Here is a 23,324-nt window from a genome sequence, read left to right as displayed (position 1 = left end):
GGTGTTCTTTCGATGCCTCTACGATCGCCGACCGCTCTGATATGGGGCTGTCGCCGTCCTGACGCCGCCGCTGACATCCGGCGGGCCTCTTGCGTGCGTTCAGGGCGAGGCCGGAGGAACTTCGAGAGGGTCAGGGTCGTCATCTCTAACATGGGCGACAAGGAACATAACGATCGGTTCCGACACCTGCCGGAGCGGCCGGACCCGGCGACGTGGCGGTCTGGTCGGGATGAAGCGCCGTTGCCACAGGCGATCGCCGAGCCGGCGGATGTGCAGGACACCGGCCTGCGCTGGGTGGCGCCCGAGCTCGAAGCGGCGCGGCAGATCAGCGATGCGATCGTACGGCGCCGCGGTTCCCGCGACTGAGCCGCCGCTGTCCACCATCACCGCCTCTCCCGCGGCGGGCCATCGTGGCGACGGTGAACAGGAGTCCACACCCGACGGCTCGGGCCGTCATTTCAAGACCGGGGTGTGATCCGGGCCTCGATGGCGTCCAGGAGCGCGGCCAGGCCGAACTCGAACTCGTCATGCCATTCGATGGTCTGCCGCCAGTTCCGACCCTCTGGCGGCGGATTCAGACCCTGTCACACGGCCTGCCGCGCTCCCGCTGCGATTCGGGCAGCCAGGCGGCGACCGCGAGGAACGCCAGGACGACCTCGTGGGCATGAGGAGCGCCGCTCCCAGGCCCAGCGCGGCACGCGCCGCGCTGAAGATCCCGGCGGCGAGCACCGGCGTGTAGACGGTGACGAACCACTGCAGCTGGGCGTTGTCGGCGTGCAGGTCCTCGGCCATGCTCGGCAGCGCCAGATTCAGGATGGTCACGTCGAAGCCCACGCCGGCGACGTGAGCACGAGCGCGATGAGCGCCCACCATCTACGAGACATCGTGGCGGCCTACTTCGCGACGTTCGTGAGGAGCTTGTCGAATTCGCGGTCCGGCAACGTCCTGTTGAGCTCCAGGAGCCTTTCGGCCATGTAGCCGACCGCGTAGCGCGTCTCGGGCTTGCCGGCTTCGATGGCCTGCCGGATGGCGGTGGCGACGACACCTGGGGCGCTGGCCGGGGTGTTCTCGCCGAGCTGTGTCTCGGCGCGTTGGGCCATGGCTTCGGCCATCTCCCCGTACGCGGTCGTGCCGGAGATCTCACGGAGGTCCTGTGCCGTGTGGTCTTCGAACCCGGTCTTGATGATGCCGGGCTGGATGATCACGACGTCGATGCCGAACGGCTCCACCTCCATGCGCAGGCTGTCGGAGTAGGCCTCCAGCGCGTGCTTGGTCGCGTAGTACCAGCAGCCGAGCGGCAGCGCGATCTCGCCGCCGATGGAGGAGACGTTGACGATCGTGCCGGACCCCTGCTCGCGCATGTACGGCAGGGCGAGCTGGGTCAGCCGGGCCGGGGCGAAGACGTTCACCTCGAACTGGTCGCGTGCCAGGTCGATGGGGATGTCCTCGGCCGCGCCGTGCAGGACGGTGCCGGCATTGTTGATCAGGACATCGATGCGGCCCTGTTCGGCGACGATGGCGCCGATGACGTGTTCCAGGTCCTCCGGCCGGCGTGCGTCCAGCGCCAGGGCGTGTCCGCCGGCGTCGCGGATGTCGTCCATCTTGTGTACGCGCCGCGCGGCGCCGTAGACGATGTGGCCGGCGCGGATGAGTTCGAGTGCGGTGGCCTTGCCGATGCCGGCGGAGGCGCCGGTGACGAGTACGACCTTTTTCATGGTGGAACCTCCTCTTCGGTCTGGGCAAACGCTAGGGTCGTGTTCTGGGATGAGACAACTCAAAGAATTCATTTACGCAGGTCAGAGGCCATGTATTGGTGCAATGACCTTGTAGCTGAGTGCAACTGCCTTGCAGCACCGAGGGCTCGACCGGGGAGGATGACATGCCGGGAGACCGGCTGACCGCCGAGGATCGTCGCCGCATCGCCGAAGGCCTGGCGGCCGGCTTGACCTACGCGGAGATCGCCCGCCGGCTGGGACGGTCCAGGTCCACCGTCACCCGCGAGATCGCCAGGAACGGCGGCCCGCACGGCTACCGGGCGGCGCGCGCCCAACATGCGACGAACTGGCGCGCCCGCCGCCGCAAGCGCACTCCCCACGCCGGCGTTCCGCACACCACCGACAACCGTGACGTCCGCACAGCCCGGGAGTTCGAAGAACAGTTCGTCGCCATGATGATCGAGGGCGGGATGGCGCCCATGACAGCCAAGGTGTTCGCCGCGCTGTTCCTCAGCGAGGGCGGCAGCCTGACCGCCACGGAACTCGCCCGGCAACTCCATGTCAGTCCGGCGACGATCTCCAATGCCATCAAGTGGCTGGAGCAGCGGCAGATGGTCGCCCGGGAGCGGGAGGCGCGCCGGGTGCGGTACTTCGTGGACGTGGACGTCTGGTACCACACGTGGGCGGCCAGCGCCAGGTCGATAGCGATCTGGGCCGACACCACGCGACACGGCGTCGGGATCTTCGGCAGCGACACACCCACCGGCGACCGGCTCCGTACCACCACCCAGTTCTTCGAGCTCCTCGGCCACGACATGGGCCAGGCGGCCGAGCACTGGCGGCAGGCCCTCTCCATGCAACGCCAGCGGTGAACTCCGGCGGTCGCGTCACGAACCGTCGAGGCTCGACAGCCCGTTGACCGCGATCTCGATCCCTCGCCAGCCGGCGGCCAGGACGTCCTCGTTGGAGCCGCCCTGCTGCTGCGCGACGAGGCCCGCCACGGACAGCGCGCCCATGAAGCTGCCGACCGCCGCTCCCGCCGACACGGGATCCAGCTCGGGGTAGACCTCGCACAGGGCCCCGGCCAGCACGGGCTGCTCCTGGAGGATGAGCGTCAGCCCGCGTGCCCGCAGCGCGGGCTCGGTGAACACCAGCCGGGCCCGCAGCGGCGACAGCGCGAAGTCCAGCTCGTCACCCTCGGCCAGGCTGCGCACCAGGGCCTCGAACATCCGGCCCAGCAGATCCCCCAGGGGCTCCCCCGGTTTCCGCCCGGCGATCACCTCGAGCATGATCTGCCCGCGATCCTCGGCGTTCAGGAAGAGCACTTCCTCCTTGCTCGCGAAGTACGCGAAGAAGGTCCGGGGTGCCACGTCGGCCGCCGCGGCGATCTCGGCGACAGTGGTCTGCTCATAGCCCCGTTCACTGAACAGCCGCACCGCGGCCTCCAGCAGCGCACGGCGAGTGCGGGCCTTCTTGCGTTCGCGATGACCTTCCACAGCGCAACCCTACAGCACGCCCTGCGTTTATGCATAGCTTGCAATTTCGCAGTCTATGCGCTTTTCTGGCAGGCATGGAAATCCTCGAGAGTCTGCCGGTCGAACGGGATGACCCGTTCCAGCCGCCTGCTCTACTGAAAGAGCTCCACGGACCGCTGCACCCGATGACCTACGCCGACGGGCGGCTCGGCTGGCTGGTCACCGGCTACGCCGAGGCACGCGCGGTGCTCGACGACCCGCGCTTCAGCAACACCCAGCAGGGCGCCGCCCCGCCGATCAAGGAGCTGGCGCCGCCCGAGGGGCTGACGGATCTGGTGATCCCGCCAGGCTTCTTCATCGCGATGGACGACCCTGAGCACTCCCGTTACCGCAAGCTGCTGACCGGGCACTTCAGCATGCGGAAGATGCGAAGGCTGGAGCCCAGGATCCAGGAGATCATCGACGGTCAGCTCGACGAGATGGCCCGCTCCGGGGCTCCCGCGGACCTGGTCAAGACGTTCGCACTGCCGATCCCGTCGCTGGTGATCTGCGAGCTGCTCGGCGTGCCGTACGGCGAGCGTTCACGCTTCCAGGACACCACCGCGCGGGCGATGAACCTCGACAACACCATCGAACAGCGGGGCGCCGCGAGCGCCGAGCTGATGGGCTACCTGTCCGAGCTGATCGGGCGCAAGCGCGCCGAACCCGGCGAGGACCTGCTCAGCGAGCTGGTCACCGGTGGCGAGCTCAACCACGAGGAGCTCACCGGTGTGGCCACGCTGCTGCTGACCGCCGGGCACGAGACCACCGCGACCATGCTGAGCCTGGGCACGTTCCTGCTGCTGTGCCGCCCCGAGCAGGCCGACCTCGTACGCACGGATCCCGCCGTCGCCGAGACCGCGGTCGAGGAACTGATGCGCTATCTCAGCATCACGCACATCGGCCCGATCCGGGTCGCCAGGGCCGACGTGCCCCTCGCCGGGCGGACGATCAAAGCCGGCGAAACCGTGACGATCTCCCTCCCGGCCGTCAACCGCGACGCGACCCGCTTCCCCGCCCCCGACCGCTTCGACGTCACCCGCCAGGCCACCCAGCAACTGGGCTTCAGTCACGGCATCCACCAGTGCCTGGGCCAGCAGTTGGCCCGGCTGGAGATGCGGCTGGCCTATCCGGCGCTGCTGCGCCGCTTCCCCGGGCTGCGACTGGCCGTGCCCGCGAAGGAGGTGCCGCTACGGCCTCGGGCCGCCATGTACGGCGTGGCCGCCCTGCCGGTCACCTGGTAGCGGCGCCCACCGGCGGCCTCCTCCGGCGCTGCGACTGACCCGCGGCGCCGGACAGGGTTCATCCCGGCCGTCCGCTGATGCGTTCCCACTCACGCATCCCGTCCGGCTCCCACCTCGCGTGTTGCCGCTGGAAGAGCGTCGCGGCGCGAGCGCCGCTCCACTCAGGAGGCAGCAGCTTGGCGGGCAGGATTCGGCGACCTTTCAGCGCCTCGCCTCGAGATCGGGACCCGGGTCCTCCGGGCCGCTGGGCACTGTGGTCATCGCGGACGTCTTCGCGCGGGCAGCCTTGCGGAGCTTGCGGATCACGATGACCACGGCGACCACCAGGAGCAGCCCGCCCAGGATGATGAGCATCAGGTTGTCGGCGTTCTTCAGGCCTGCGGCGACCGCGATGCCGACCAGCAGGGGCATCGCGGTCGAGCAGGCGGCGCCCGCGGCCACCGGTGGCAGGAATGTGCGGTAGGGCATGTGCGCCGCTCCGGCGACGGCGGGTACGAAGCTGCGGACGAGCGGTATCAGCCGGCCGGTGAACACGGCTTGGCGACCGTGTCTTCGGAGCAGGGCCGAGGCTCTGTCCCAGCCGTCCCCGCCGTACCTGCGGATGAGCCTGGTATTACGCAACGGAGGGCCGACGCGGCGGCCGAGCTCGAACCCGATCACATTGCCGACCAGGGCGCCGACCGTGACCGCCGCCCACATGAGCAGAAACTCCGGCACCGAGTTGACGGTGGCCGCCGCGATCAGCAGCGCCGCCTCCCCCGGAAGCAGGAACCCGACGCCGATGATGGCCTCTCCCAGCGCGATCGCTCCTGCTCCCGCCAGCATCGCGGGCTCGGGCAACGACTGCAACCACTCAAGCACATTGAAGAACGCCATGATCGGCACCTCTCAGATGGATCTCCCCGGACTAAACTGGCAGCATGCTGACAATTATTTGGGCGCGCATCAGGGTTCACCCTGATATCAACCCCGACATTGACTACCGATGGAGAGGGAGGGTCAGCCGAACAGGCTGCCCGCCCGTGGCTTCGTCACCACGGGCGCGGCCGGCGGCTGGACGGTCGCCGTGGCGGGCGAGAGGCCGTCGAGGACGAAGCCCAGGTAGCGGCGCCAGCCCTCGGTCTCGGGGTCCATGGTCCAGAGCACGCTGGTGAGCATGGCCATGATCCGGCCCAGGTCCTCCGGGACGAGGTCGGCCCGGAGCAAGCGGGCCTGCTGGGCCCGGCGCATGAGCACGATCATGGCCTCGAAGAACGCGGTGGACAGGTCGGGCGTGAGGGAGTCGGCGCTCTTGGCGGCGGCGAGCGTGCTCATCTCGCGGGTCACCATGGCGAGCGCGGCCTCGATCAACGTGGTCAGGCCCCGCAGCGGATCCTCGTCGTCGAGCGCTCGCTCGATCGCCGGCATGAGTTCCTCGGCCACCCGCTGGTCGAGAACGGCCTTGATCAGGTCACCGCGGCGCGGGAAGTGGCGGTAGAGCGTCCGGATGCCCACCCCGGCGCGGCGGGCGATCTCCTCGAGCGACACCTCAGGGCCGTCGTCGGTGAAGGCCGCGTGGGCAGCCCGCACGATGCGTTCGACGTTGCGCGCGGCGTCGGCCCGCAGGTGCCGCTCAGTCTCTGTGGCCATCAGCAGAGCATATCAACTGGCAGTTTGCTGCCAGTTGTGCTAGCTTCTGCCCCACGTGGGGAACTGGCATCACACTGCCAATTGTTGGGGAGGAGTCCGATGAAGGTGAACGTGGCCGCCGACAAGTGCGTCGCCGCAGGTCAGTGCGTGCTGCTCGCGCCGGACGTGTTCGACCAGCGGGACGAGGACGGCGTCGTCGTGCTGCTGGACGAGACGCCCGGCCCGGAGTCGCACGACGCGGTCCGGGAGTCGGCCATGGTGTGCCCCGCCGCGGCCATCCACCTGGCGGAGTCGTGAACCGGGTGGTGATCGTCGGGGCCTCGGCCGGCGGGCTGGCGGCGGCGGAGTCGTTGCGCCGGGCGGGATTCGAGGGCGTGATCACGCTCGTCGGCGACGAGCCCCGGCCGCCCTACGACCGGCCGCCGCTGTCCAAGCACCTGCTGACCGGGCAGTGGGCGCCGGCCCGGCTCGCGCTGCGTTCGGCTGACGACCTCGACGCGCTGGGGCTGGAGCTGCGGCTGGGCCTGCCGGCGACCGGGCTGGACCCGGGCCGGAAGAACGTGATGCTGGCCGGCGACACCCGCGTCCCTTACGACGCTGTGATCATCGCGACCGGCGTCCGTGCTCGCCTCCTGCCCGGCACCGACGGTCTGGCTGGAGTGCACACGCTGCGCACCCTGCCGGACGCGCTGGCGCTGAAGGAAGGACTCCGGCCGGGACGGCACCTGGTGATCGTCGGCGCCGGGTTCGTCGGCGCCGAGGTGGCCGCCACCGCCCGCGCTCTCGGGGTCCGGGTGACGTTGCTGGAAGCGGGGCCGGTGCCGCTGGGCCAGGCCGTCGGCGAGGAGGCCGGACGGTTCCTGACCCGGCTGCACCACGACCACGGCGTTGCCGTGCGCACAGGAGTCGTGGTCACCGAGATCCTCAGCGCCGAGGGCACGGTGACCGGCGTGCGTCTGTCCGATGCGACCGTCCTGCCGGCCGACGACGTGCTGGTGGCCATCGGCTCGGTGCCCAACACCGAATGGCTGGCAGGCAGCGGTCTGGCCGTCGACGACGGACTGGTATGCGACCAGTTCTGCTCCGCCGCGGAGAACGTGTACGGAGTCGGTGACGTGGCCCGCTGGCACAACCCGCTGTTCGACACCGCGATGCGGATCGAGCACCGCACCAACGCCGCCGAGCAGGGTATGGCCGTCGCCCGCAACATCCTCGGCGGACCCCGCCCGTTCGCCCCCGTCCCGTACTTCTGGTCCGACCAGTACGACGTCAAGATCCAGGCCTACGGCCACCTGCGCGACCATGACGAGGCACTCGTCATGGACAGCGACTTTTCCCGGCGGCAGCTCCTCGTCGCCTACCGCAGAGGCGAGCGCGTCGCCGGCGTGCTCGCCGTCGGCAAATCGCCCAAGATCCTGCGCGCCTGGCGCTCCCTCATCGCGGCCGGCAGCCCGTGGACCGCCGCTCTCACCAGCCCGACCGCCGCATGACCCAACAGGAGGTTTCCATGAGCACCGCGACCGATGCCAACGCCGCGGACCTTCCGATCTTCCCTGGCGATCGCGAAGCCCGCTGCCCGTTCAACCCACCCGCCGAGTACACGCGCTGGCGCGAGGAGGAGGGCCTGCGCCAGGTGAACTGGAACGGTCACACCGTCTGGGCGGTGAACCGGTACGAGGACATCAAAACCGCCATGGCCCACCCGGCGATCAGCGCGGAGGTCCTCGGTGTGCTGCAGGGCCACGGGAAGCACGAGGGCCCCAACGCGCCGGAGACCTTCCCGAGGATGGACGATCCGGAGCACGCGCGGCTGCGTCGCATGCTCACCAAGGACTTCACGGTCAGGCGGGTCAACGCGATGCGTCCGGACATCGAGGCGATGGCGAACGAGTTCATCGACGCGATGGTGGAGAAAGGACAGCCGGGTGATCTCGTCCAGGACTACGCGCTGCCCATCCCGTCGCTGGTGATCTCGCTGCTGCTCGGGGTGCCGTACACCGACCACGGCTTCTTCCAGGGCATCACCGGCAAGCTGATGAACATGAACACCCCGCCCGAGGAGAAGCTGAAGGCCTCCCGGGAGTTCTTCGGCTACATGATGGAGCTGGTGGCCCGCAAGGAACGCGAGCCGGGCGATGACCTGATGAGCCGGGTGATCCGCGAGCACGTACAGACCGGGGAGCTGCGCCGGGAGACCGCGGCGATGAACGGGGTCATCCTGCTCAACGCCGGCCACGAGACCACCGCCAACATGATCGCGCTGGGCACGGTCGCGTTGCTGCGGAACCCGGACAAGGCGGCCGTGCTCCGCGACACAGACGACCATAACGTGATCGCGAACGCCGTCGAGGAACTGTTGCGATACCTCACGATCGTGCACAGCCTCATCGCCCGGATCGCCAAGGAGGACGTCGAGATCGGCGGCACGCTCGTCCGGGCCGGCGAAGGACTGATCATGAACCTGCCGGCGGGCAACTGGGATCCCGCGTTCACCGACCGGCCGGAGATCCTCGACCTCGACCGCCCGGCACGGGGGCACATCGCTTTCGGCTACGGGGTGCACCAGTGCATCGGTCAGACCCTTGCCCGCGCCGAACTCCAGATCGCGCTGCCCACCCTGCTGCGCCGGCTTCCCGGCCTTCGCCTCGCCGTCCCGATCGAGGAGATTCGCTTCCGCAACGACATGAGCATCTACGGCGTCCACGCGCTGCCCGTCGAGTGGTGAGAAGAAGGCGCGACATGACCGAGCTCACCTTCGACGGCAGAACCGCCATCGTCACCGGTGCCGGCGGCGGGCTCGGCCGGGAGTACGCGTTGCTGCTGGCCGCCCGTGGCGCGAAAGTCGTGGTCAACGACATCGGCGGCTCGGTGACCGGCGACGGCCGCGACGTCGGTCCGGCCGAGACCGTCGCCGCCGAGATCCGCGCCCGCGGCGGCGACGCGATCGCGGACGCCGGCGACGTGGCGACGCCGAACGGCGGCGCGGCACTCGTCCGCGCCGCGCTCGACACGTACGGCAGGGTCGACATCCTCGTCAACAACGCGGGCATCCTGCGGGACGCGCTGCTCGAGGACACGACTCCCGACGTGCTGGACCCGGTCCTCGACGTGCACGTCAAGGCTCTGTTCCAGGTGACCCGGCCGACGTGGAAGGTCATGCGCGAGCAAGGTTACGGCCGAGTCGTCAACACCACCTCGGCCGCCGGACTGCTCGGCAGCCCGCACAAGAGCAACTACGGCACCGCGAAGGCGGGAGTGGCCGGCTTCACCCGCGTCCTCGCCGTCGAGGGCGCCGAGCACGGGATCAAGGTCAACGCCATCGCCCCCATCGCCGCCACCCGCATGCTCGTCAAGCATCTCGGCGAAGGCTCCCGGCTCGACCCCGCGAACACGGCCATGGTCAACGCCGTCCTCGGCAGGCTCGATCCCGCGCTGGTGGCGCCGGTGGTGGCGTTCCTCGCGCACGAGGACTGCCCGGTCACCGGCGAGATCTACACCGCGGGCGCCGGGCAGGTCGCTCGCTTCTTCATCGGCAGGACGCCCGGCTACCACCACCCGAACCTGTCCGTCGAGGACGTCCGGGACCACCTCGCCAAGATCCGCGACGAGACCGGCTACACCGTCCCGGCCGGTCCCGGCGAGGAGATCGCGCAGTTGCTGCGGGCCGTCACCCAACCGGGCCTCGTGCCCGAGTAGCGACACCCTTCCGATCCTCGGCGCGTTCGCGCCGGCACTCCTGCGCGACCCCGCGCAGGCCGCCCGCATCCGAGCCGGCGCTGTTTCGCCGGCTGCCGGACCTCCGGCTCGCGATCCGACACGACATGTCCGCCTACGGCGTCCACGGACTCCCCGTCACCTGGTGAGGCGATGCGTACCGACGTAACCCTTGGGGAGGAGTCGACTCCCGTGCTCTCCCGGCGCACGAGGCCCACGCTCGTGCTCGCGTTCCTGGCGCTGGCCGGAGTGGTGTTCGCGATGCTGCAGTCGCTCGTCGCTCCGGCCCTGCCCGTCATCGCAGGCGAGTTGTCCGTGTCAACGGCGGACATCAGCTGGCTCGTGACCGCCTACCTCCTGGCCGCCGCGATCGCGACCCCGGTCGCGGGCCGGCTCGGCGACATGTTCGGCCGCCGCCGGGTACTGCTCATCGTCCTCGGCGTGCTCGCCGCCGGCACTCTGGTCGCCGCGCTGGCCGAGACTCTCGCCGTCCTGGTGACCGGCCGGGTACTGCAAGGGGCCGGGGGCGCGATCCTGCCGCTGGCGTTCGGCATCGTCCGGGACACGCTGCCGCCCAAACGGGTCGGCATCGCCGTCGGTCTGCTGTCGGCGCTGCTCGGCACGGGCGGTGGCCTCGGCACGGTGCTGGCGGGACCGATCGTCGCCACCCTGAACTGGCACTGGCTGTTCTGGTTCCCGCTGATCCTGATCGCTCTCGCCATGGCGGGGGTCGCGTCCGGTGTCCCGGCATCCCCCGTCCGCGCTCCGGGGCGCATCGACGTGCCGGGGGTGCTGCTGCTGTCCGCCGGTCTGGTCTGCCTGCTGCTGGCGCTCAGCAAGGGCGGCGGCTGGGGTTGGGCGAGCGGCCTGACGCTGGGCCTGTTCGGCGGGGCCGCCGTGACCCTGGCCGCCTGGGTCGCGGTCGAGCTGCGAGTCCGCGTCCCGCTGGTGGACATGCGCATGTTCGCCGGCCGGGGCGTGTGGACGACCAACCTCGCCGGCACCGCCTTCGGCGTCGTGACGTTCGGCTCGTTCCTCCTCGTGCCGCTGCTGCTCCAACTGCCCACCTCGACCGGCTACGGCCTCGGCAAGTCCGTCAGCGAAGCCGGCCTGTTCCTCCTGCCCGCGACCGTGGCGATGGTGGTGTTCGCGCCGCTGTCCGGTGCCCTGAACCGCCGCTTCGGCGCCAAACTCCCGCTGGTGACGGGCATCCTCATGGCGACGTCCTCATTCGCGCTGCTCGCCGTCGCTCACGACGCGGCGTGGCACATCCTCACCGCGGTCACCCTCATGGGCATCGGTATCGGTCTGGCGTCCGCCGCCATGACCAACGCGATCCTCGCCACCGTCCCGCCGTCCCAGACCAGCGTCGCCACGAGCATCAACACCCTCGCCCGCACCATCGGCGGCAGCATCGGCACCGCCGTCCTCGCCGCGGTCCTCTCCGCGAACACCTCCCAGGGCATCCCCACTGAGGCCGGGTTCACCGCCAGCTTCTGGATCTGCTCGGGTGTGCTCGTCCTCGCGGTCCTCGCCGCCCTCGCGCTTCCCACTCGCCGTGGATCTTCGACCGCCGGCCGTCGTAGAGGAACGTCATGAGGTCCCCCGTCCGGAAACATCACTCCAGAAAAGCCGGGGGAGCTGAAAATGATCTCGCTGGTGGCGCCTGGTCAGTCGGCGGAGTGCTGGAAGCCGCGCAGCATCGCGGTGACCCCCATCTCGAAGTGGTCGTCGAGGGTGGTGGCGTCGGCGGCTTCGGCGAGCACGTTGTAGTCGGGACTGCCGGGCCGCGGTTTGCGGCTGCGCCGCTCCGCGCCGAGCCGGGTCACGGCGATGGCCAGGGCGTGGCCGATGGTGAACTCGCGCAGGCAGCGGGCTATGCGCAGGGCGAGCGCCGGGGGGATGCCGTCGGCATGGAGTCTGGTGAGCATCTTGACGCCGGTGTCGATGGAGGCGGGCGAGCGCACCGGCCGGGTCGCGAACACCTGCACGGCGTGGGGGTGGCGCAGGAGGGTGTCGCGCAGCCGCAGGCAGTATTCGCGCGCCAGGTCCTGCCAGGGGCCGTCCCAGGGCAGGGTGTCGACGTCGATCTCGGTGAACAGCGCCTCGGCGACGCCGTCGAAGAGCGCCTCCTGGTCGTCGTAGTAGCGGTAGGCGGCCATCGGGTCGAAGCCGACCGCGGTGCCGAGCTTGCGCATGGAGAACTTGCGCAGGCCGTGGGCGTCGATGAGGGCGAGAGCGGCGACGGCGAGGTATTCGCGGGTGAGAGTGGGCCGGGTGGGCGGCTCCGGCAGCGTGCCCGGCGGTCTGGGGTCGGCCGTCATGCCGCGAAGCCCTCCAGGATCGTGGTGAGTGTCTTGGTGAATTCCTCCGGATGCTGCATGTACGGGACGTGGCCGCCGGGGAACTCCTGGCAGGGTATGCCAAGTCGCTCGGACAGCACGTGCGCGGGAGTGTAGTAGGGCTTGCCGACGCTGTCGCGCCCGGTGGCCAGGCACCACGGCGCCGTGGTGGCGGCCAGCGCGGACAGGTCGGGCTGGTAGTCGAAGCAGAAGGCGGGTAGCTCGCGGCGCAGCATGAGCTCCGCGTTGTGGAGTTGACGGGTCATCGCATCCGGCTCGCGCCGGGTGAGCCTCCGCGCCAGGTCGCCGGCGGCGAGCATGAGCTGGGTGCCGGCGGCGATGACGGTCTGGCCGGTGGGCGACAGGAAGATGCGCGGGGGGTCGGGCAGCGTCATCGCGCCGAAGGCCGCGAAGGCCCGCATCAGGTGCCCGTCCTGGCCGAGGCGGCCGATGTGTTCGATTTCCCGCCGTTCGGCGGAGTCGGCCGGCAGGAGCTGGACCAGCGGCGCCTCGTGCACGACGGCGCCCAGCAGGCGGCCGGGATGCCTGATCACCATCTCCAGGGCGATGATCGCGCTCCCGCTGTTGCCGAAGACGTAGGCGCGTTCGAGGCCGTGGTGGCCGAGGACGGCGACCGCGTCGTCCGCCTGCGTGGCAGGCGTGATCGAGGCGTCGGGGTGGGTGAACGGGCTGCGTGAATTGCCGCGCCGATCGTAGGTGATCACGGTGTACGTCCGCGTCAGCAGCGGGACCACGTCCGCATACATCCCGGCATCGCCTCCGCCGCCGGAGATCAGCAGCAGCGGGGGCCCGTCACCGGCAAGTTCGACGTGTAGCCGAGCCCCGGGCACCTCAACCGTGTCGCTCGTCATGGCTCTCCTTCCTGATCGCGTCAAGCACGCGTCTACACTGTAGCGTGTGTCTACACTGTAGACAGATGAGACAGACGGGAGCTTCGCCCTTGCCGGGCCACTGCCGGCCCGCCCGATCTCGCGGCGAACAACAGGAGGGCTGCCGTCGAGGCGGGTCGGGCACCGCAGCACTACGATCTTGATGGTCTCCCACCCCCTGTGAAAGAGGCCACCAGTGGTCACGCACTCCGAACTCGTCCGGGTCTTCGGCACGGACGGCATCGTCACGCTCGACCGCGACCAGGTCGAGGAGCGCGGCTTCCGGCCGGCGGACGTCGAGCTGCTGTGCGAGGTCGGCCTGCCGGTCACCGCCGGCATTCTCTTCACGATGCACGTGAACGGTCCGTTCGATGCCTTCACGGTCTTCGATGCCGAGACCCCGAACCGACCCGCACGCTTCATGATCCTCGGTAAGGGCCGTACCGACGACCGGATCCGCTACGCCGTGGAGCTGGAGAGCAGCAACGTCTACCTGCTCGCGCTGGAGGACGGCGTGCCCACCCCCGAGCCCGAGACCATCAACACCTCGCTCGGCGCGTTCGTGGAGTTCCTGTACCGAATCGAGCTGTGCGCGCAGGAAACGGGCGGGGCGGACCTCGAAGGGTCGCGCCCGTACGTCGAGAAGCTCGTCGCCGACCTGAGCACATATGACGAGCGCGCTCTCGCGCCGGACACGTTCTGGGGCGGGCTGATGGACGCCTACCTTCACGGCGGCGTCCCCCGATGGCGTAAGGGCAGCCGACAGGCGATCGTCACCGCGTTGGAGGCGCACCTCCCCGATGACGAGCCGCTGCGCTGGGCGACCGACATCCCGGTGGGTGAGGGCGTCCAAGAGCTGAGCGCGCACCGCGCGGACGGCTACTGGCTGCTCGTCACGTGGGGTTTCAGCGACCTGGACGGTCTGCTCGACGTCCACCCCGAACCGGGTGCCAGCGGCCTCGGTTTCGAGCTGACGATGCGCGTCCCGCGCGACGAAGGCGACGAACTGCCGCCTGGCTGGGCACTGGCGACACTGCAGAATCTCGGCACGTACGTGTTCGGCGAGGGCTACCCGTTCGCCGATGGGCACCGGATGGGTGTCGGCGGGCAGCTCGGCCCCGAGACCAGCAGACTCAACGCGCTGGTCTTCGTCACCGACCCGCACCTGGGCGTGATCGATGCCCCTGACGGCCAGGTCATGTTCATCACCGCCGTGGGCGTCACCCGAGAGGAACTCGCCGAAGCGAAGGCCACCAGCAACGACGCGGTGCTCGCCCGCCTCACCGGGGCGAACGGTGTCCCGCTCACCGACGTCACTCGGTGAGCCACGATCGACGTCGATGGCGACCGTTCATCATCAGGAACCGCCGGAGTCCCCGAGCGGCCCTCCGAGAAGTGGATCCGGCCTGCCCCAGCGCAAGACGGTGACCTCGGTGCCCGGGTCGCCGGCCCGCGACAGGCCCTCGGCCGCCTGGCCGCGGACGTCGCCCGTGGCCCGCGCGCAGCGTAACGCGATCTCGTGCGTGGTGTGCCATTCGTCGTAGAGGCCGCGGGTCTCGAACAGGTGCATGGCGGTGGAGGCCAGCTCCCAGCACAGCGGGCCGACGCCCAGAGCGGCGCTCTGTCGTACGGCGGCGACGATGCCGGCGCGCTCGGCGTCCACCCAGTCGAGCGGGTCGCGGCGGACATGGCGGTCGACGGCCTTCGCCTCCGGTGACCCGAGCGGGCCGCGGCCGTGCGCCAGCCGATGGTCGCCGCCGCACAGCCGGATGTGCGCTTGCCGGGTCAGGGCGAGCCAGGCGCTCAGCGCGCGGCGCAGGGCGGCGTCGCGCTCGTGTTCGCGCTCGTCGGCTTCGGCGCACTCGCGGGCGTAGACGCGAGTCAGGTCGTGGAAGCGGAACCGGGTCCGGCCGGAGGGGTCGCGCCGGGCGTCGAGCAGGCGTACGTCCACGAGCTCCTCGAGGAGGTCCTCGGCCTCGGCGTCGGGCAGGTCGAGCAGGGCGGCGGCCACCCAGGCCGCGAAGTCCGGCGCCTCCAGCGTGCTGAGCAGGCGGAACAGCCGCCGCGCCGGGGCGGTCAGCCTGTGGTAGCCGACCGCCAGGCTGGCGCGTACCGTCTGGGAGCCGTGCGAGAGCTGGCTCAGCCGGTCGCGGGTGTCGCTCAGCCGCGTGACGAGCTGGGCCAGGGCCCAGTGCGGGCGGGCGGCGAGCCGGATGCCGGCGATGCGCACCGCCAGGGGCAGCCCGCCACACCATTGGACGAGCAGGTCGGCGTCCGCGGGCGCCCCGGCTGCGCGCTCGGCGCCGATCAGGCCGCGCAGCAGTTCGAGCGAGTCGCCGGGCGGCATCACCGGCAGGTCGATCAGCCGTGCCGCGGGCAGGGCGGTCAGCCGGCGCCGGGCGGTGACCAGCACCGCGCATTCCGGCGTGCCCGGCAGCAGCGGCTGGATCTGGCTCTCGTCGGCGGCGTCGTCGAGCACGACCAGGTAGCGGCCTTTGGCGAGGATGCTGCGGTACAGCTCGGCCCGCTGGTCCAGGCCCGCGGGGATGGCGGTGCCGGCCACTCCGAGCGCGCGCAGGAACCGGCCCAGCGCCTCCTCCGGATCGACGGGACGGGCGTCGCCGCCGCGCAGGTTGACGTAGAGCTGCCCGTCGGGGAACTCCGGGCGGACCTGATGCGCGGCATGCACGGCGAGGGTGGACTTGCCGATGCCGCCCTGACCCGAAACCACGCACAGCGGCAGGGGCGTTTGATCGCCGCCGGGGCACAGCGCCTCGACCGCGGCCGCCAGCTCGCCCTGCCGGCCGACGAAATCGGCGATGTCCGCCGGCAATTGGCAGACACCTCCTTCGAGCGGCGCGCGGTCAGGCTCGCCGCCCATGACCGCGACCCGCAGCCGCCGCGGATCCCGGCCCGGCTCGACGCCCGGCTCCTCCACGAGCACGCCCCGCGCCCGCTGCTCTTCCTGCGCCAGGGCGAGCATCAGCAGGTCCCCGGCCCGCTCCTCCCACGGCTGGTCGCCGATGACCTCTTGGGGATGACCGAGACCAGGCGTCGTCTCGGCGCGGTCGAGCCGGTCCTGTGTGCCGCGGCCCGGCACCCCCTCCAAGGGCGCGGCGGCGGACTCCGGCCCGCCCTTCTCGGCCGCGAACCGGGCGAGCCGCGTTTCCTGGTCGATCGTGAGCGGATCGGCTTCTTCGGCGTCGCCCGAAGAGTTGAGCTCCGGGGGAGCTTGGCCCATCGGCGATGCGCGCCTGGCCGTAGGTTCGGTGCCTGCCAGGACCGCGACGTGGAGCTGCTGGAGTTCTTCACCCGGCTCCACACCGAGCTCGTCGACGAGCACCGATCGGGCGCGCCGAAAGGACTCAAGGGCTTTGTCGCGTTGCCCCGCCCGTGCGTACCCCAGCATGAGCAGCCACCAGGCGTGCTCGTTCATCGGCTGCTCGGCGACAAATGGACGCAGGTCCTCGATCACTTCCTTGGGCCGGCCGAGGGCGAGTTTCGTCTCGGCCCAGTCGAGTCTCGCGATGGCAAGTCGCTCCTCCAGTCCGGTGATCTGAGCGGCCAGGAAACCGGCGAGCCAGGTATCTTCCGCGGGCCTCCCACGCCACAATGCGAGAGCTCGGTGAAACTGCCGGTCCGCGGCGTGCAACTCGTCCTGTGCGGCATGGCTGCGGGCCGCACCTATCGCCTCCTCGAACTGCAGGAAATCCACTTCCGCGACGTCCGCCTCGAGAAGGTATCCATGCTCCTTGGTGAGCAGTCTCGAGCCGAATGGCGCCACTCTGCGTAACTGAGCGATGTAGGTATGCAAGTTATGGACGGCCGAGGCGGGAGGGGTGTCCCACAATGCCTTCACCAGCCGTTCCTTGGACACCCGGGTGTTGGCGTTGATGACCAGAGCGGCGAGCACCGCCCGCTGCTTGCCGTTGAGATGGACCGGCCGCCCGTCGGCCCCGCACACCTGTACCGGCCCCAGAACCTTGATCGTCATGTCCACCTAGGTGATTCCTCTCCAGCGGCAGGTTTTCGCGAAGAGCGGGTGGATGAATTTCTGTTCGGTGTCAAGAAAGCGTGTTTTGCGCAGGCAACTCGGCGCTCCCGGACGACCCGTCGGCGGGTGGGCCGGGAAACCCCGGCCCACCCCAGATGGGAATGGCGGCTTGGTCAGATTCCGTCGATCAGCCGGATGGCGATGTCCGGGCTGAACGTTCCGGCGGGCACGTTCGGCGCGATGCCGCAGTTGCCGTCCGAGTCGCCGGGGACCTTGACCCAGAGCAGCATCTCGGCGCCGCCGCCGACCTGTGCGGTGGTGCCGAGCTTGCGGCCCGACGGGTTGCACCATTCGCCGTTGGAGCCGTTGCCGTTGCGGCTGGTGTCGATCACGAATTTGGCGGTGCCGCCGAGCGCGGAGTTGATCGCGTTGGCGTAGGTGGTCGACTGGCTGGTGGTGTAGTAGTTGGAGACGTTGACCGAGAAGCCGCGGACGTTGGCGACGCCCACGCTCTGCAGCCGGGAGGCCATGGTCGCCGGTGCCGTCCAGCCGGCGTTGCCGGCGTCGAGGTAGGCCCAGGTGTTGGCGGCCTTGTCGCGGAACTGCTCGGTGGCGTAGGTCAGCATGCGGATGCGTTCCTGCCGGGCCGTCTCGCTCATGCAGTCGAAGTCGCCCAGCGAGTCGGGCTCGATGACGACGACCGCGGGGCGGTTGCCGATGCCGGAGGCGAACGCGGAGATCCACGTCTTGTACGCGGCTTCGGTGCCGGCGCCGCCGCCGGAGTGGCCGCCGCACGCGTCGCGGCCGGGGATGTTGTACGCGACCAGGACCGGCAGTTTGTCGGCGCTGTCGGCCGCGCCCACGAAGCTGGAGACGGCGGCGCCGATGTCACCGCTCCAGTTGCCGAACCACCGCGCCATCGGCTTGGAGCCGATCGAGGACTGGATCCGGGCCGCCCGGGAGTCTCCGGAGTTGTTCCTCACCCAGACCGCGGGGTTGGAGTTGGGGTCGACGTAGAAGCCGCTCGTCATGCTGATCGGACCGGACCCCGACGTCGTCTCGGTGAGGGAGACGTTGTCGAGGTAGACGGTGTGGGCGGCGTTCTTGCCGAGCTGGAACGACACCTGGCCGGCCGCCGTGCTCAGGCTGGAGGTGAAGGGGAAGCTGAAGCGCTTGCTCGTCGTGGTGAGCGCGATCGGCTGCGTCAGGGTGTTGGTGTACGGGCTGTCGGCCAGTTGCACGGTGGTGACCGCGCCGACCGAGGCGGAGGCGGTGGCGTCGAAGGACAGCGTGTAGGACTTGCCGCTGGTCAGGGCGATGTTGTTCTGGGCCACCATGGCGTCCCACGGGTTGGCCGTGCCACCGGTCACGTTGACGCGCAGCCGTCCCGTGTCCACCGCCATGGAGGTGTTGGCGGAGTTCCACCACGGCGTGGTGCCGGAGCTGAAGGTGCCGTTGACCACCAGCTCGGTCGCGGCTGTGGCGGGCGTCGCGACGGCCACCGACAGGGCGGTCACCGTTGCGGCCGTGATGGCCGCCAACCGGGTTAATACTCGCATGTACTGCTTTCCTTTCTGGGATCCCCTGTCACAGGGAGTCGGCGAAGGCGGCGATCCAGGCGAGGGATGAGTTCCAGTTGATCGCCACCTCGTTGGTGGACCAGGAGCCGATGTCGTCGATGTAGCACTTGGCCGGTGCGCAGCCGGCGAGGTTGCGCTGGGCGACCGGGTCCTGGAGACCGGAATTGGGGCCTCCGGCCAGGGAGCCGGGGGCGGGGTTGGGCAGGCTCGGGTCGATCTGGTGGGCCCAGAATCGGTGGTGCTGGTTGTGGCTGGCCCGCTCGCCGTACCCGGTGACGTAGGACTGGTTGAGCGCGTTGCGCCCGAGCAGGTAGTCCATCGACTCCAGGACCGCTTGGCGGTAGCGGCGGTCGTGGGTGAGGTCGTAGGCCGTCGCCATGATCACTGCGCTGTTGGTCGTGGCGCTGGTCGAGCCCCAGACGTACGCGCCGTCGGCCGGAAGGTAGGGGTTGGCGTACCCCTGGGCGTTCATGTCGCGCACGTAGCCGTCGGCCACGGACAACACCCGCTTGCGCGCGGCGGCGAACATGGCGGAGGGGAAGCGGCCGGGCAGCCGGGCGACGGTCAGGTCGGCCAGCGCGCCGGTCGACTGCCAGGAGAACCCGTCCGCGGTCAGTTTCGTGGTGACGAAGGGCAGGTAGGAGCGCTTGCCGGTGGTCGCGTACAGCTCGGCGGCGGCCCAGGAGAACTCGTCGGAGACGTCGGTGTCGTCGTAGGCGCCCCCGCCCTCGCCTCCCGGGGGCGCGAAGAGGCCGGGATGCGCGCGGGCCGCACGCCAGGCGGTCTCGGCGGCCTCAAGGCAACGCCGGGCGAATGCGCGGTCCCATGCCTTCCAGATCCGGGCGCACTGGGCGCCGGCGGCGGCGAGGTTGAGCGTCGCGGCGGTGGAGGGCGGATAGAGGTAGCGCGGCTGTGCGTCCAGATGCGGGATCGTCGGGTGCCCGGTCCACGCGGCGTCGTGCACCTTGTGGTGGACCAGGCCGCTGCCGGGCACCTGCATGCGGAGCAGGAACTCCATCTCCCAGCGGGCCTCGTCGAGCACGTCCGGGACGCCGTTGCCGGCCTCGGGGATGCGCAGCAGGCCGTCGCGCATCCCCTCCCGGTCGCCCTGCCCGCGCGAGCGCTCGTAGAGATCCATGAGCTGCCAGGCGGCCAGAGCGCCGTTCACGACGTATTTGCCGTGGTCGCCCGCGTCGTACCAGCCTCCGCGCACGTCCAGCGCGTGGTCGCAGGCGCCGGGCAGGCACGGGACGCGGGTGTCCCCCTGGTTCGGTGCGACGCCGAGGTGCCCGGCGGGCCTGGCGTAGGCGTCGCCGACGTACTCGGCCTCGATCGGGATGCCGCTGCGGTTGTGGTAGAAGTACGCCAGCGCGTCCCTGCGCAGCCCGTCGTACACGTCGTCGCCGATCTCGAACGGCAGGCTGACCTGGTCGCCGACCGCCAGCGTGTAGCCGGTGCCGGCCTTGCGGACCGACGAGAAGTCGGCCACGTGCACCTGGTCGCCGGACATCGCGTCGGCGCCGTGCACCCGGGTGCGGCCCTGGGCCACGGCGGCGCCGCTCGGGTCGAGCAGGCGCCAGTCCAGCGGCTCCGTCCCGGGATTGACGATCGTGGCGCGCTTGGGGCCCGAGGTCGCGTAGCCGTGCTGGTTGACCCGCACCGGCGAGCCCAGGTCCCGGACGCCGCCGGGTGGGAGCACCCCGCCGACCAGGGAGATCTCGTCCAGGCAGAGCGTGTACGGCTCCGTCGCGCCGCCCATCTGGAAGGTCACCTGTCCGTGCGCGTCCGAGACGTTCGACGTCGCGGTGTACTCGAACGTCCGCGGCGTGGCCGTCAGCTCGGGCCGCCGGTCCAGAGGCGTGGTGTACGGCGGGCCGGCGAGCTGGACGGTGGTGCGGATGGTGACGTCCCGGCTGGCGGAGGCGGTGAAGCGGAGCGTGTACGGCTGGCCGTCCTCCAACGGGACGTCGTTCTGGCCGATCATCGAGTCCCACGGGTTCGTCGTGCCGGCGGGGACGTCGGCGCACAGCCGGCCCGACTCGATGCGTGACGGGGTGTTCTGGCCGCTCCACCAAGGGTCTTTGCCGGCGTCGAAGCCGCCGTTGAGTAACCGTTCGTAGGAGTCGGCGTGCGCGGGGGTCGCGAGGCCGGCGAGGAGGAGGACACAGGCTGCGGACAGCCTGAGCATGGCGGACATACCGGGACCTTTCAGGTCGCTGGACAGATCGTCCCCGGCACATCGCGGCGTCAGTGCCGGATCTTCCGCCACGGCGTAACAAGCTGTCAACCGTTTCGCGGAGATTGATCCTTGTTCTCTTCGCCCTCTTCTCAGCCGTGCGACAATCCCCTAACATCGGCTGGGAGCGCTCCCAATAATGCACGGATTTCGCACAGGAACACCGGCACAATCCGCGGCGTCAACGCAGGTAGTCGAGTGTATCAAGCGGATCAGTCCCGACTGGAACCGCTCCCGGAAGCAGGGAGATATGACATGACGACAAGGCTGGCGCGGCCGCTGCTCGCCGCCACCCTCACCGGCCTGCTCGCGGCGTGCGGCACCGGCGCACAGACGCCGGACACCGCGACCCAGGGAAAGGTCACCCTGGTGGTCAAGACCTTCAGCGAGTTCGGCTACGAGGAGCTCTACAAGCAGTACGAGGCCGCTCATCCCGGGATAACGATCAAGCAGGAGAACATCGCCCAGCTGGGCGACTACCTGCCCAAGCTGCAGCAGTGGATGGCCTCGGGCAGCGGCGCCGGAGACGTGGTCGCGCTGGAGGAGGGCATTCTCATCCAGTTCATGGCCAAGCCCGAGCAGTTCGTGAACCTTCTCGACCACGGAGCCGGGTCGCTGAAGGCCGACTTCCTGGAATGGAAGTGGAAGCAGGCGCTCACGAACGACGGCTCCAAACTCGTCGGGCTCGGCACCGACGTCGGCGCGCAGGGCATGTGCTACCGGACGGACCTGTTCGCCAAGGCCGGGCTGCCCACCGACCGCGAGAAGGTCGGCGAGCTCTGGCCGACCTGGGACGCCTACCTGGCCACCGGGCAGAAATTCGCTCAGGCCAAGACGGGAGGGCACTTCTTCGACTCGGCCGGCGGCATCTACCAGAACATCCTGATGCAGCAGGGCGACCACACCTACTACGACACCTCCAACAACCTGGTGATCGACACCAATCCCGGGGTGAAGGCGGCCTGGGACCAGACGGTCAAGATGATCCAGGGCGGGCTGTCGGCGAACCTCGCGCAGTGGAGCCCGCAGTGGAACGCCGGGTTCAAGAAGGGCACGTTCGCCACCATCCCGTGCCCGTCCTGGATGCTCGGCGTCATCAAGGAGCAGGCGGGGCCGGAGAACACCGGCAAGTGGGACGTGGCGCGCGTGCCCGGCGACGGAGCCGTTCGCGGCGGCTCGTTCCTGGCGGTGCCGACGCAGAGCAAGCACCAGAAGGAAGCGGCCGAGCTGGTGAAATTCCTCACCAGCCCGAAGGGCCAGATCGCGGCGTTCAAGGCCAAGAGCAACTTCCCCTCGTCACCGCAGGCCATCGACGACCCGGCGGTGCAGGGCTTCGTCAACGACTACTTCAACAACGCCCCCGTCGGGAAGATCTTCGGATCGAGCGCGAAGGCGCTCAAGCCGGTCTACCTGGGGCCGAACAACAACCCGGTCGGTGACCGCGTCGGCAACGCGCTGATGGCCGTCGAGCAGGGCAAGCTCCAGCCGGCCGAGGCCTGGACCAAGGCCGTCGAGGACGCCAAGCGTGCTGCGAAGTAGCCAGGTGCCATCCGCCGCGCACGCGAGGTCGCGGGCGGGGCTGCTGTCCCGCCTCGACCTGGTGGGCTCGCCCTACCTCTTCGTGGCGCCGTTCTTCGTGATCTTCGGGGTCTTCGGGCTCTTTCCGCTGCTGTACACCGCGTGGGTCTCGCTGCACGACTGGGACCTGGCGGGAAACGCGGGGTTCGTCGGGCTGGCGAACTACGCGGATCTGTTCGCCGACCCCGACTTCTGGAACGCGGTCGTCAACACGCTCGGCATGTTCGTGCTGGCCACGGTGCCGCAGCTGCTCCTGGCGCTGGTCGTGGCGAGCCTGCTCAACCAGCGGCTGCGCGCGCTGACGTTCTTCCGGATGGGAGTGCTCGCGCCGATCGTCACCTCGGTGGCGGCGGTGGGCATCGTCTTCAGCCAGATCTTCGACCGCGACGCCGGCATGGCCAACGGCCTGCTCGCCCTGCTGGGCGTGAACCCGGTGGACTGGCGGGCGGACAAGTGGTCGTCCTGGCTGGCGATCTCGGTCATGGTCGACTGGCGATGGACCGGCTACAACGCGCTGATCTTCCTGGCCGCGATGCAGTCGGTGCCGCGCGACGTGTACGAGGCGGCGGCCATCGACGGCGCCTCCAAGGTCAGGCAGTTCTGGGGCATCACGGTGCCGCTGATCCGGCCGGCGATCCTGTTCACCGTGATCATCTCGACCATCGGCGGCATGCAGCTGTTCACCGAGCCGCTCATCTTCGGCCAGGGCGGCTACGCCATCTCCGGGGGCAGCCTGCGGCAGTTCCAGACCGTGGCCATGTACATGTTCGAGAAGGCCTTCAAGGACTTCGACTACGGCTACGGCTCGGCGGTCGCCTGGATGATCTTCCTGCTCATCGTCGTCTTCGCTCTGGTCAACTTCCTGGTCACGCGGAGAGCGAGATAGCC

General features: G+C 69.8%; 21 protein-coding genes. 11 read left to right on the top strand and 10 right to left on the bottom strand.

Annotated features, from left to right (window positions below):
• Positions 1 to 150: 150 nt before the first annotated feature.
• Positions 151 to 366, top strand: a complete 216-nt coding sequence (locus tag ABZX61_RS16400; RefSeq protein ID WP_350721994.1) for a hypothetical protein — start codon at positions 151 to 153, stop codon at positions 364 to 366.
• 159 nt (positions 367 to 525) lie between these two features.
• On the opposite strand, the gene ABZX61_RS16395 is transcribed toward ABZX61_RS16400, so the two are convergent.
• Both ABZX61_RS16395 and ABZX61_RS16390 read right to left on the bottom strand, forming a co-directional pair.
• Positions 526 to 834, bottom strand: coding sequence for a hypothetical protein (locus ABZX61_RS16395; RefSeq protein ID WP_355195162.1), 309 nt, complete (start codon positions 832 to 834; stop codon positions 526 to 528).
• A gap of 59 nt (positions 835 to 893) precedes the next feature.
• Complete coding sequence (locus ABZX61_RS16390) at positions 894 to 1,715, bottom strand: oxidoreductase (protein ID WP_355195160.1); 822 nt, start codon at positions 1,713 to 1,715, stop codon at positions 894 to 896.
• Between the two features lie 164 nt (positions 1,716 to 1,879).
• On the opposite strand from ABZX61_RS16390, the gene ABZX61_RS16385 reads away from it, so the two are divergent.
• A complete protein-coding gene (locus tag ABZX61_RS16385) occupies positions 1,880 to 2,587 on the top strand; it encodes a helix-turn-helix domain-containing protein (RefSeq protein ID WP_355195159.1) in 708 nt (235 codons plus the stop codon).
• 15 nt (positions 2,588 to 2,602) lie between these two features.
• Here ABZX61_RS16385 and ABZX61_RS16380 read toward each other — a convergent pair whose 3' ends face one another.
• Positions 2,603 to 3,211, bottom strand: coding sequence for a helix-turn-helix domain-containing protein (locus ABZX61_RS16380; RefSeq protein WP_355195157.1), 609 nt, complete (start codon positions 3,209 to 3,211; stop codon positions 2,603 to 2,605).
• 74 nt (positions 3,212 to 3,285) lie between these two features.
• Here ABZX61_RS16380 and ABZX61_RS16375 point away from each other — a divergent pair, with 74 nt between their 5' ends.
• Entirely contained in the window at positions 3,286 to 4,473 is a 1,188-nt protein-coding gene (locus ABZX61_RS16375) for a cytochrome P450 (RefSeq protein ID WP_355195155.1), read from the top strand.
• Between the two features lie 201 nt (positions 4,474 to 4,674).
• On the opposite strand, the gene ABZX61_RS16370 is transcribed toward ABZX61_RS16375, so the two are convergent.
• Positions 4,675 to 5,349, bottom strand: a complete 675-nt coding sequence (locus ABZX61_RS16370; protein ID WP_355195153.1) for a DedA family protein — start codon at positions 5,347 to 5,349, stop codon at positions 4,675 to 4,677.
• A 123-nt stretch (positions 5,350 to 5,472) separates the two neighbouring features.
• A complete protein-coding gene (locus tag ABZX61_RS16365) occupies positions 5,473 to 6,102 on the bottom strand; it encodes a helix-turn-helix domain-containing protein (protein ID WP_355195151.1) in 630 nt (209 codons plus the stop codon).
• Positions 6,103 to 6,201: 99 nt separating this feature from the next.
• Between ABZX61_RS16365 and ABZX61_RS16360 the strand changes: the two genes are divergently transcribed.
• From ABZX61_RS16360 to ABZX61_RS16340, 5 genes are all read left to right on the top strand, one after another.
• Entirely contained in the window at positions 6,202 to 6,399 is a 198-nt protein-coding gene (locus tag ABZX61_RS16360; RefSeq protein ID WP_350722003.1) for a ferredoxin, read from the top strand.
• Positions 6,396 to 7,592 carry an FAD-dependent oxidoreductase gene (locus tag ABZX61_RS16355; RefSeq protein ID WP_355195149.1) on the top strand — a complete coding sequence of 399 codons (1,197 nt, stop codon included), beginning with the start codon at positions 6,396 to 6,398 and terminating at the stop codon, positions 7,590 to 7,592. Before ABZX61_RS16360 ends, ABZX61_RS16355 begins: the two co-directional genes overlap by 4 nt.
• A 17-nt stretch (positions 7,593 to 7,609) precedes the next feature.
• The gene (locus ABZX61_RS16350; protein ID WP_355195147.1) at positions 7,610 to 8,827 is read left to right on the top strand and encodes a cytochrome P450; all 1,218 of its coding nucleotides are present in this window, start codon (positions 7,610 to 7,612) and stop codon (positions 8,825 to 8,827) included.
• A gap of 14 nt (positions 8,828 to 8,841) precedes the next feature.
• Positions 8,842 to 9,798, top strand: a complete 957-nt coding sequence (locus tag ABZX61_RS16345) for an SDR family NAD(P)-dependent oxidoreductase (RefSeq protein WP_355195145.1) — start codon at positions 8,842 to 8,844, stop codon at positions 9,796 to 9,798.
• Positions 9,799 to 9,969: 171 nt separating this feature from the next.
• On the top strand, positions 9,970 to 11,415 hold the full coding sequence (locus tag ABZX61_RS16340) for an MFS transporter (protein WP_355195143.1): 1,446 nt from the start codon (positions 9,970 to 9,972) through the stop codon (positions 11,413 to 11,415).
• A 71-nt stretch (positions 11,416 to 11,486) separates the two neighbouring features.
• On the opposite strand, the gene ABZX61_RS16335 is transcribed toward ABZX61_RS16340, so the two are convergent.
• Entirely contained in the window at positions 11,487 to 12,140 is a 654-nt protein-coding gene (locus ABZX61_RS16335) for a TetR/AcrR family transcriptional regulator C-terminal domain-containing protein (RefSeq protein ID WP_350722012.1), read from the bottom strand.
• Entirely contained in the window at positions 12,137 to 13,030 is an 894-nt protein-coding gene (locus ABZX61_RS16330) for an alpha/beta hydrolase (protein ID WP_355195141.1), read from the bottom strand. Before ABZX61_RS16330 ends, ABZX61_RS16335 begins: the two co-directional genes overlap by 4 nt.
• Positions 13,031 to 13,244: 214 nt before the next feature.
• Here ABZX61_RS16330 and ABZX61_RS16325 point away from each other — a divergent pair, with 214 nt between their 5' ends.
• Positions 13,245 to 14,372 (top strand): suppressor of fused domain protein, encoded by a 1,128-nt coding sequence (locus tag ABZX61_RS16325; protein ID WP_355195139.1) that lies wholly within the window; start codon positions 13,245 to 13,247, stop codon positions 14,370 to 14,372.
• A 33-nt stretch (positions 14,373 to 14,405) separates the two neighbouring features.
• Here ABZX61_RS16325 and ABZX61_RS16320 read toward each other — a convergent pair whose 3' ends face one another.
• The 3 genes from ABZX61_RS16320 to ABZX61_RS16310 all read right to left on the bottom strand — a co-directional run bounded on the left by ABZX61_RS16320 (position 14,406) and on the right by ABZX61_RS16310 (position 20,819).
• Entirely contained in the window at positions 14,406 to 17,042 is a 2,637-nt protein-coding gene (locus ABZX61_RS16320) for a BTAD domain-containing putative transcriptional regulator (RefSeq protein WP_355195137.1), read from the bottom strand.
• A 173-nt stretch (positions 17,043 to 17,215) separates the two neighbouring features.
• Entirely contained in the window at positions 17,216 to 18,601 is a 1,386-nt protein-coding gene (locus tag ABZX61_RS16315) for a glycoside hydrolase family 6 protein (RefSeq protein ID WP_355195135.1), read from the bottom strand.
• Between the two features lie 28 nt (positions 18,602 to 18,629).
• Positions 18,630 to 20,819 carry a glycoside hydrolase family 9 protein gene (locus ABZX61_RS16310; RefSeq protein ID WP_355195133.1) on the bottom strand — a complete coding sequence of 730 codons (2,190 nt, stop codon included), beginning with the start codon at positions 20,817 to 20,819 and terminating at the stop codon, positions 18,630 to 18,632.
• 294 nt (positions 20,820 to 21,113) lie between these two features.
• Here ABZX61_RS16310 and ABZX61_RS16305 point away from each other — a divergent pair, with 294 nt between their 5' ends.
• Both ABZX61_RS16305 and ABZX61_RS16300 read left to right on the top strand, forming a co-directional pair.
• Positions 21,114 to 22,397: an extracellular solute-binding protein gene (locus ABZX61_RS16305; RefSeq protein ID WP_355195131.1), complete on the top strand. Its 1,284-nt coding sequence runs from the start codon at positions 21,114 to 21,116 to the stop codon at positions 22,395 to 22,397.
• The gene (locus tag ABZX61_RS16300; protein WP_355195129.1) at positions 22,384 to 23,322 is read left to right on the top strand and encodes a sugar ABC transporter permease; all 939 of its coding nucleotides are present in this window, start codon (positions 22,384 to 22,386) and stop codon (positions 23,320 to 23,322) included. Before ABZX61_RS16305 ends, ABZX61_RS16300 begins: the two co-directional genes overlap by 14 nt.
• Positions 23,323 to 23,324 lie beyond the last annotated feature (2 nt).

The sequence above is a fragment of the Nonomuraea sp. NPDC003709 genome, from assembly GCF_040610775.1.
Classification (GTDB): Bacteria; Actinomycetota; Actinomycetes; order Streptosporangiales; family Streptosporangiaceae; genus Nonomuraea; species Nonomuraea angiospora_A.
The sequence above is the reverse complement of the archived record's forward strand: the minus strand, read 5'-3'. Positions and strand labels throughout refer to the sequence as shown.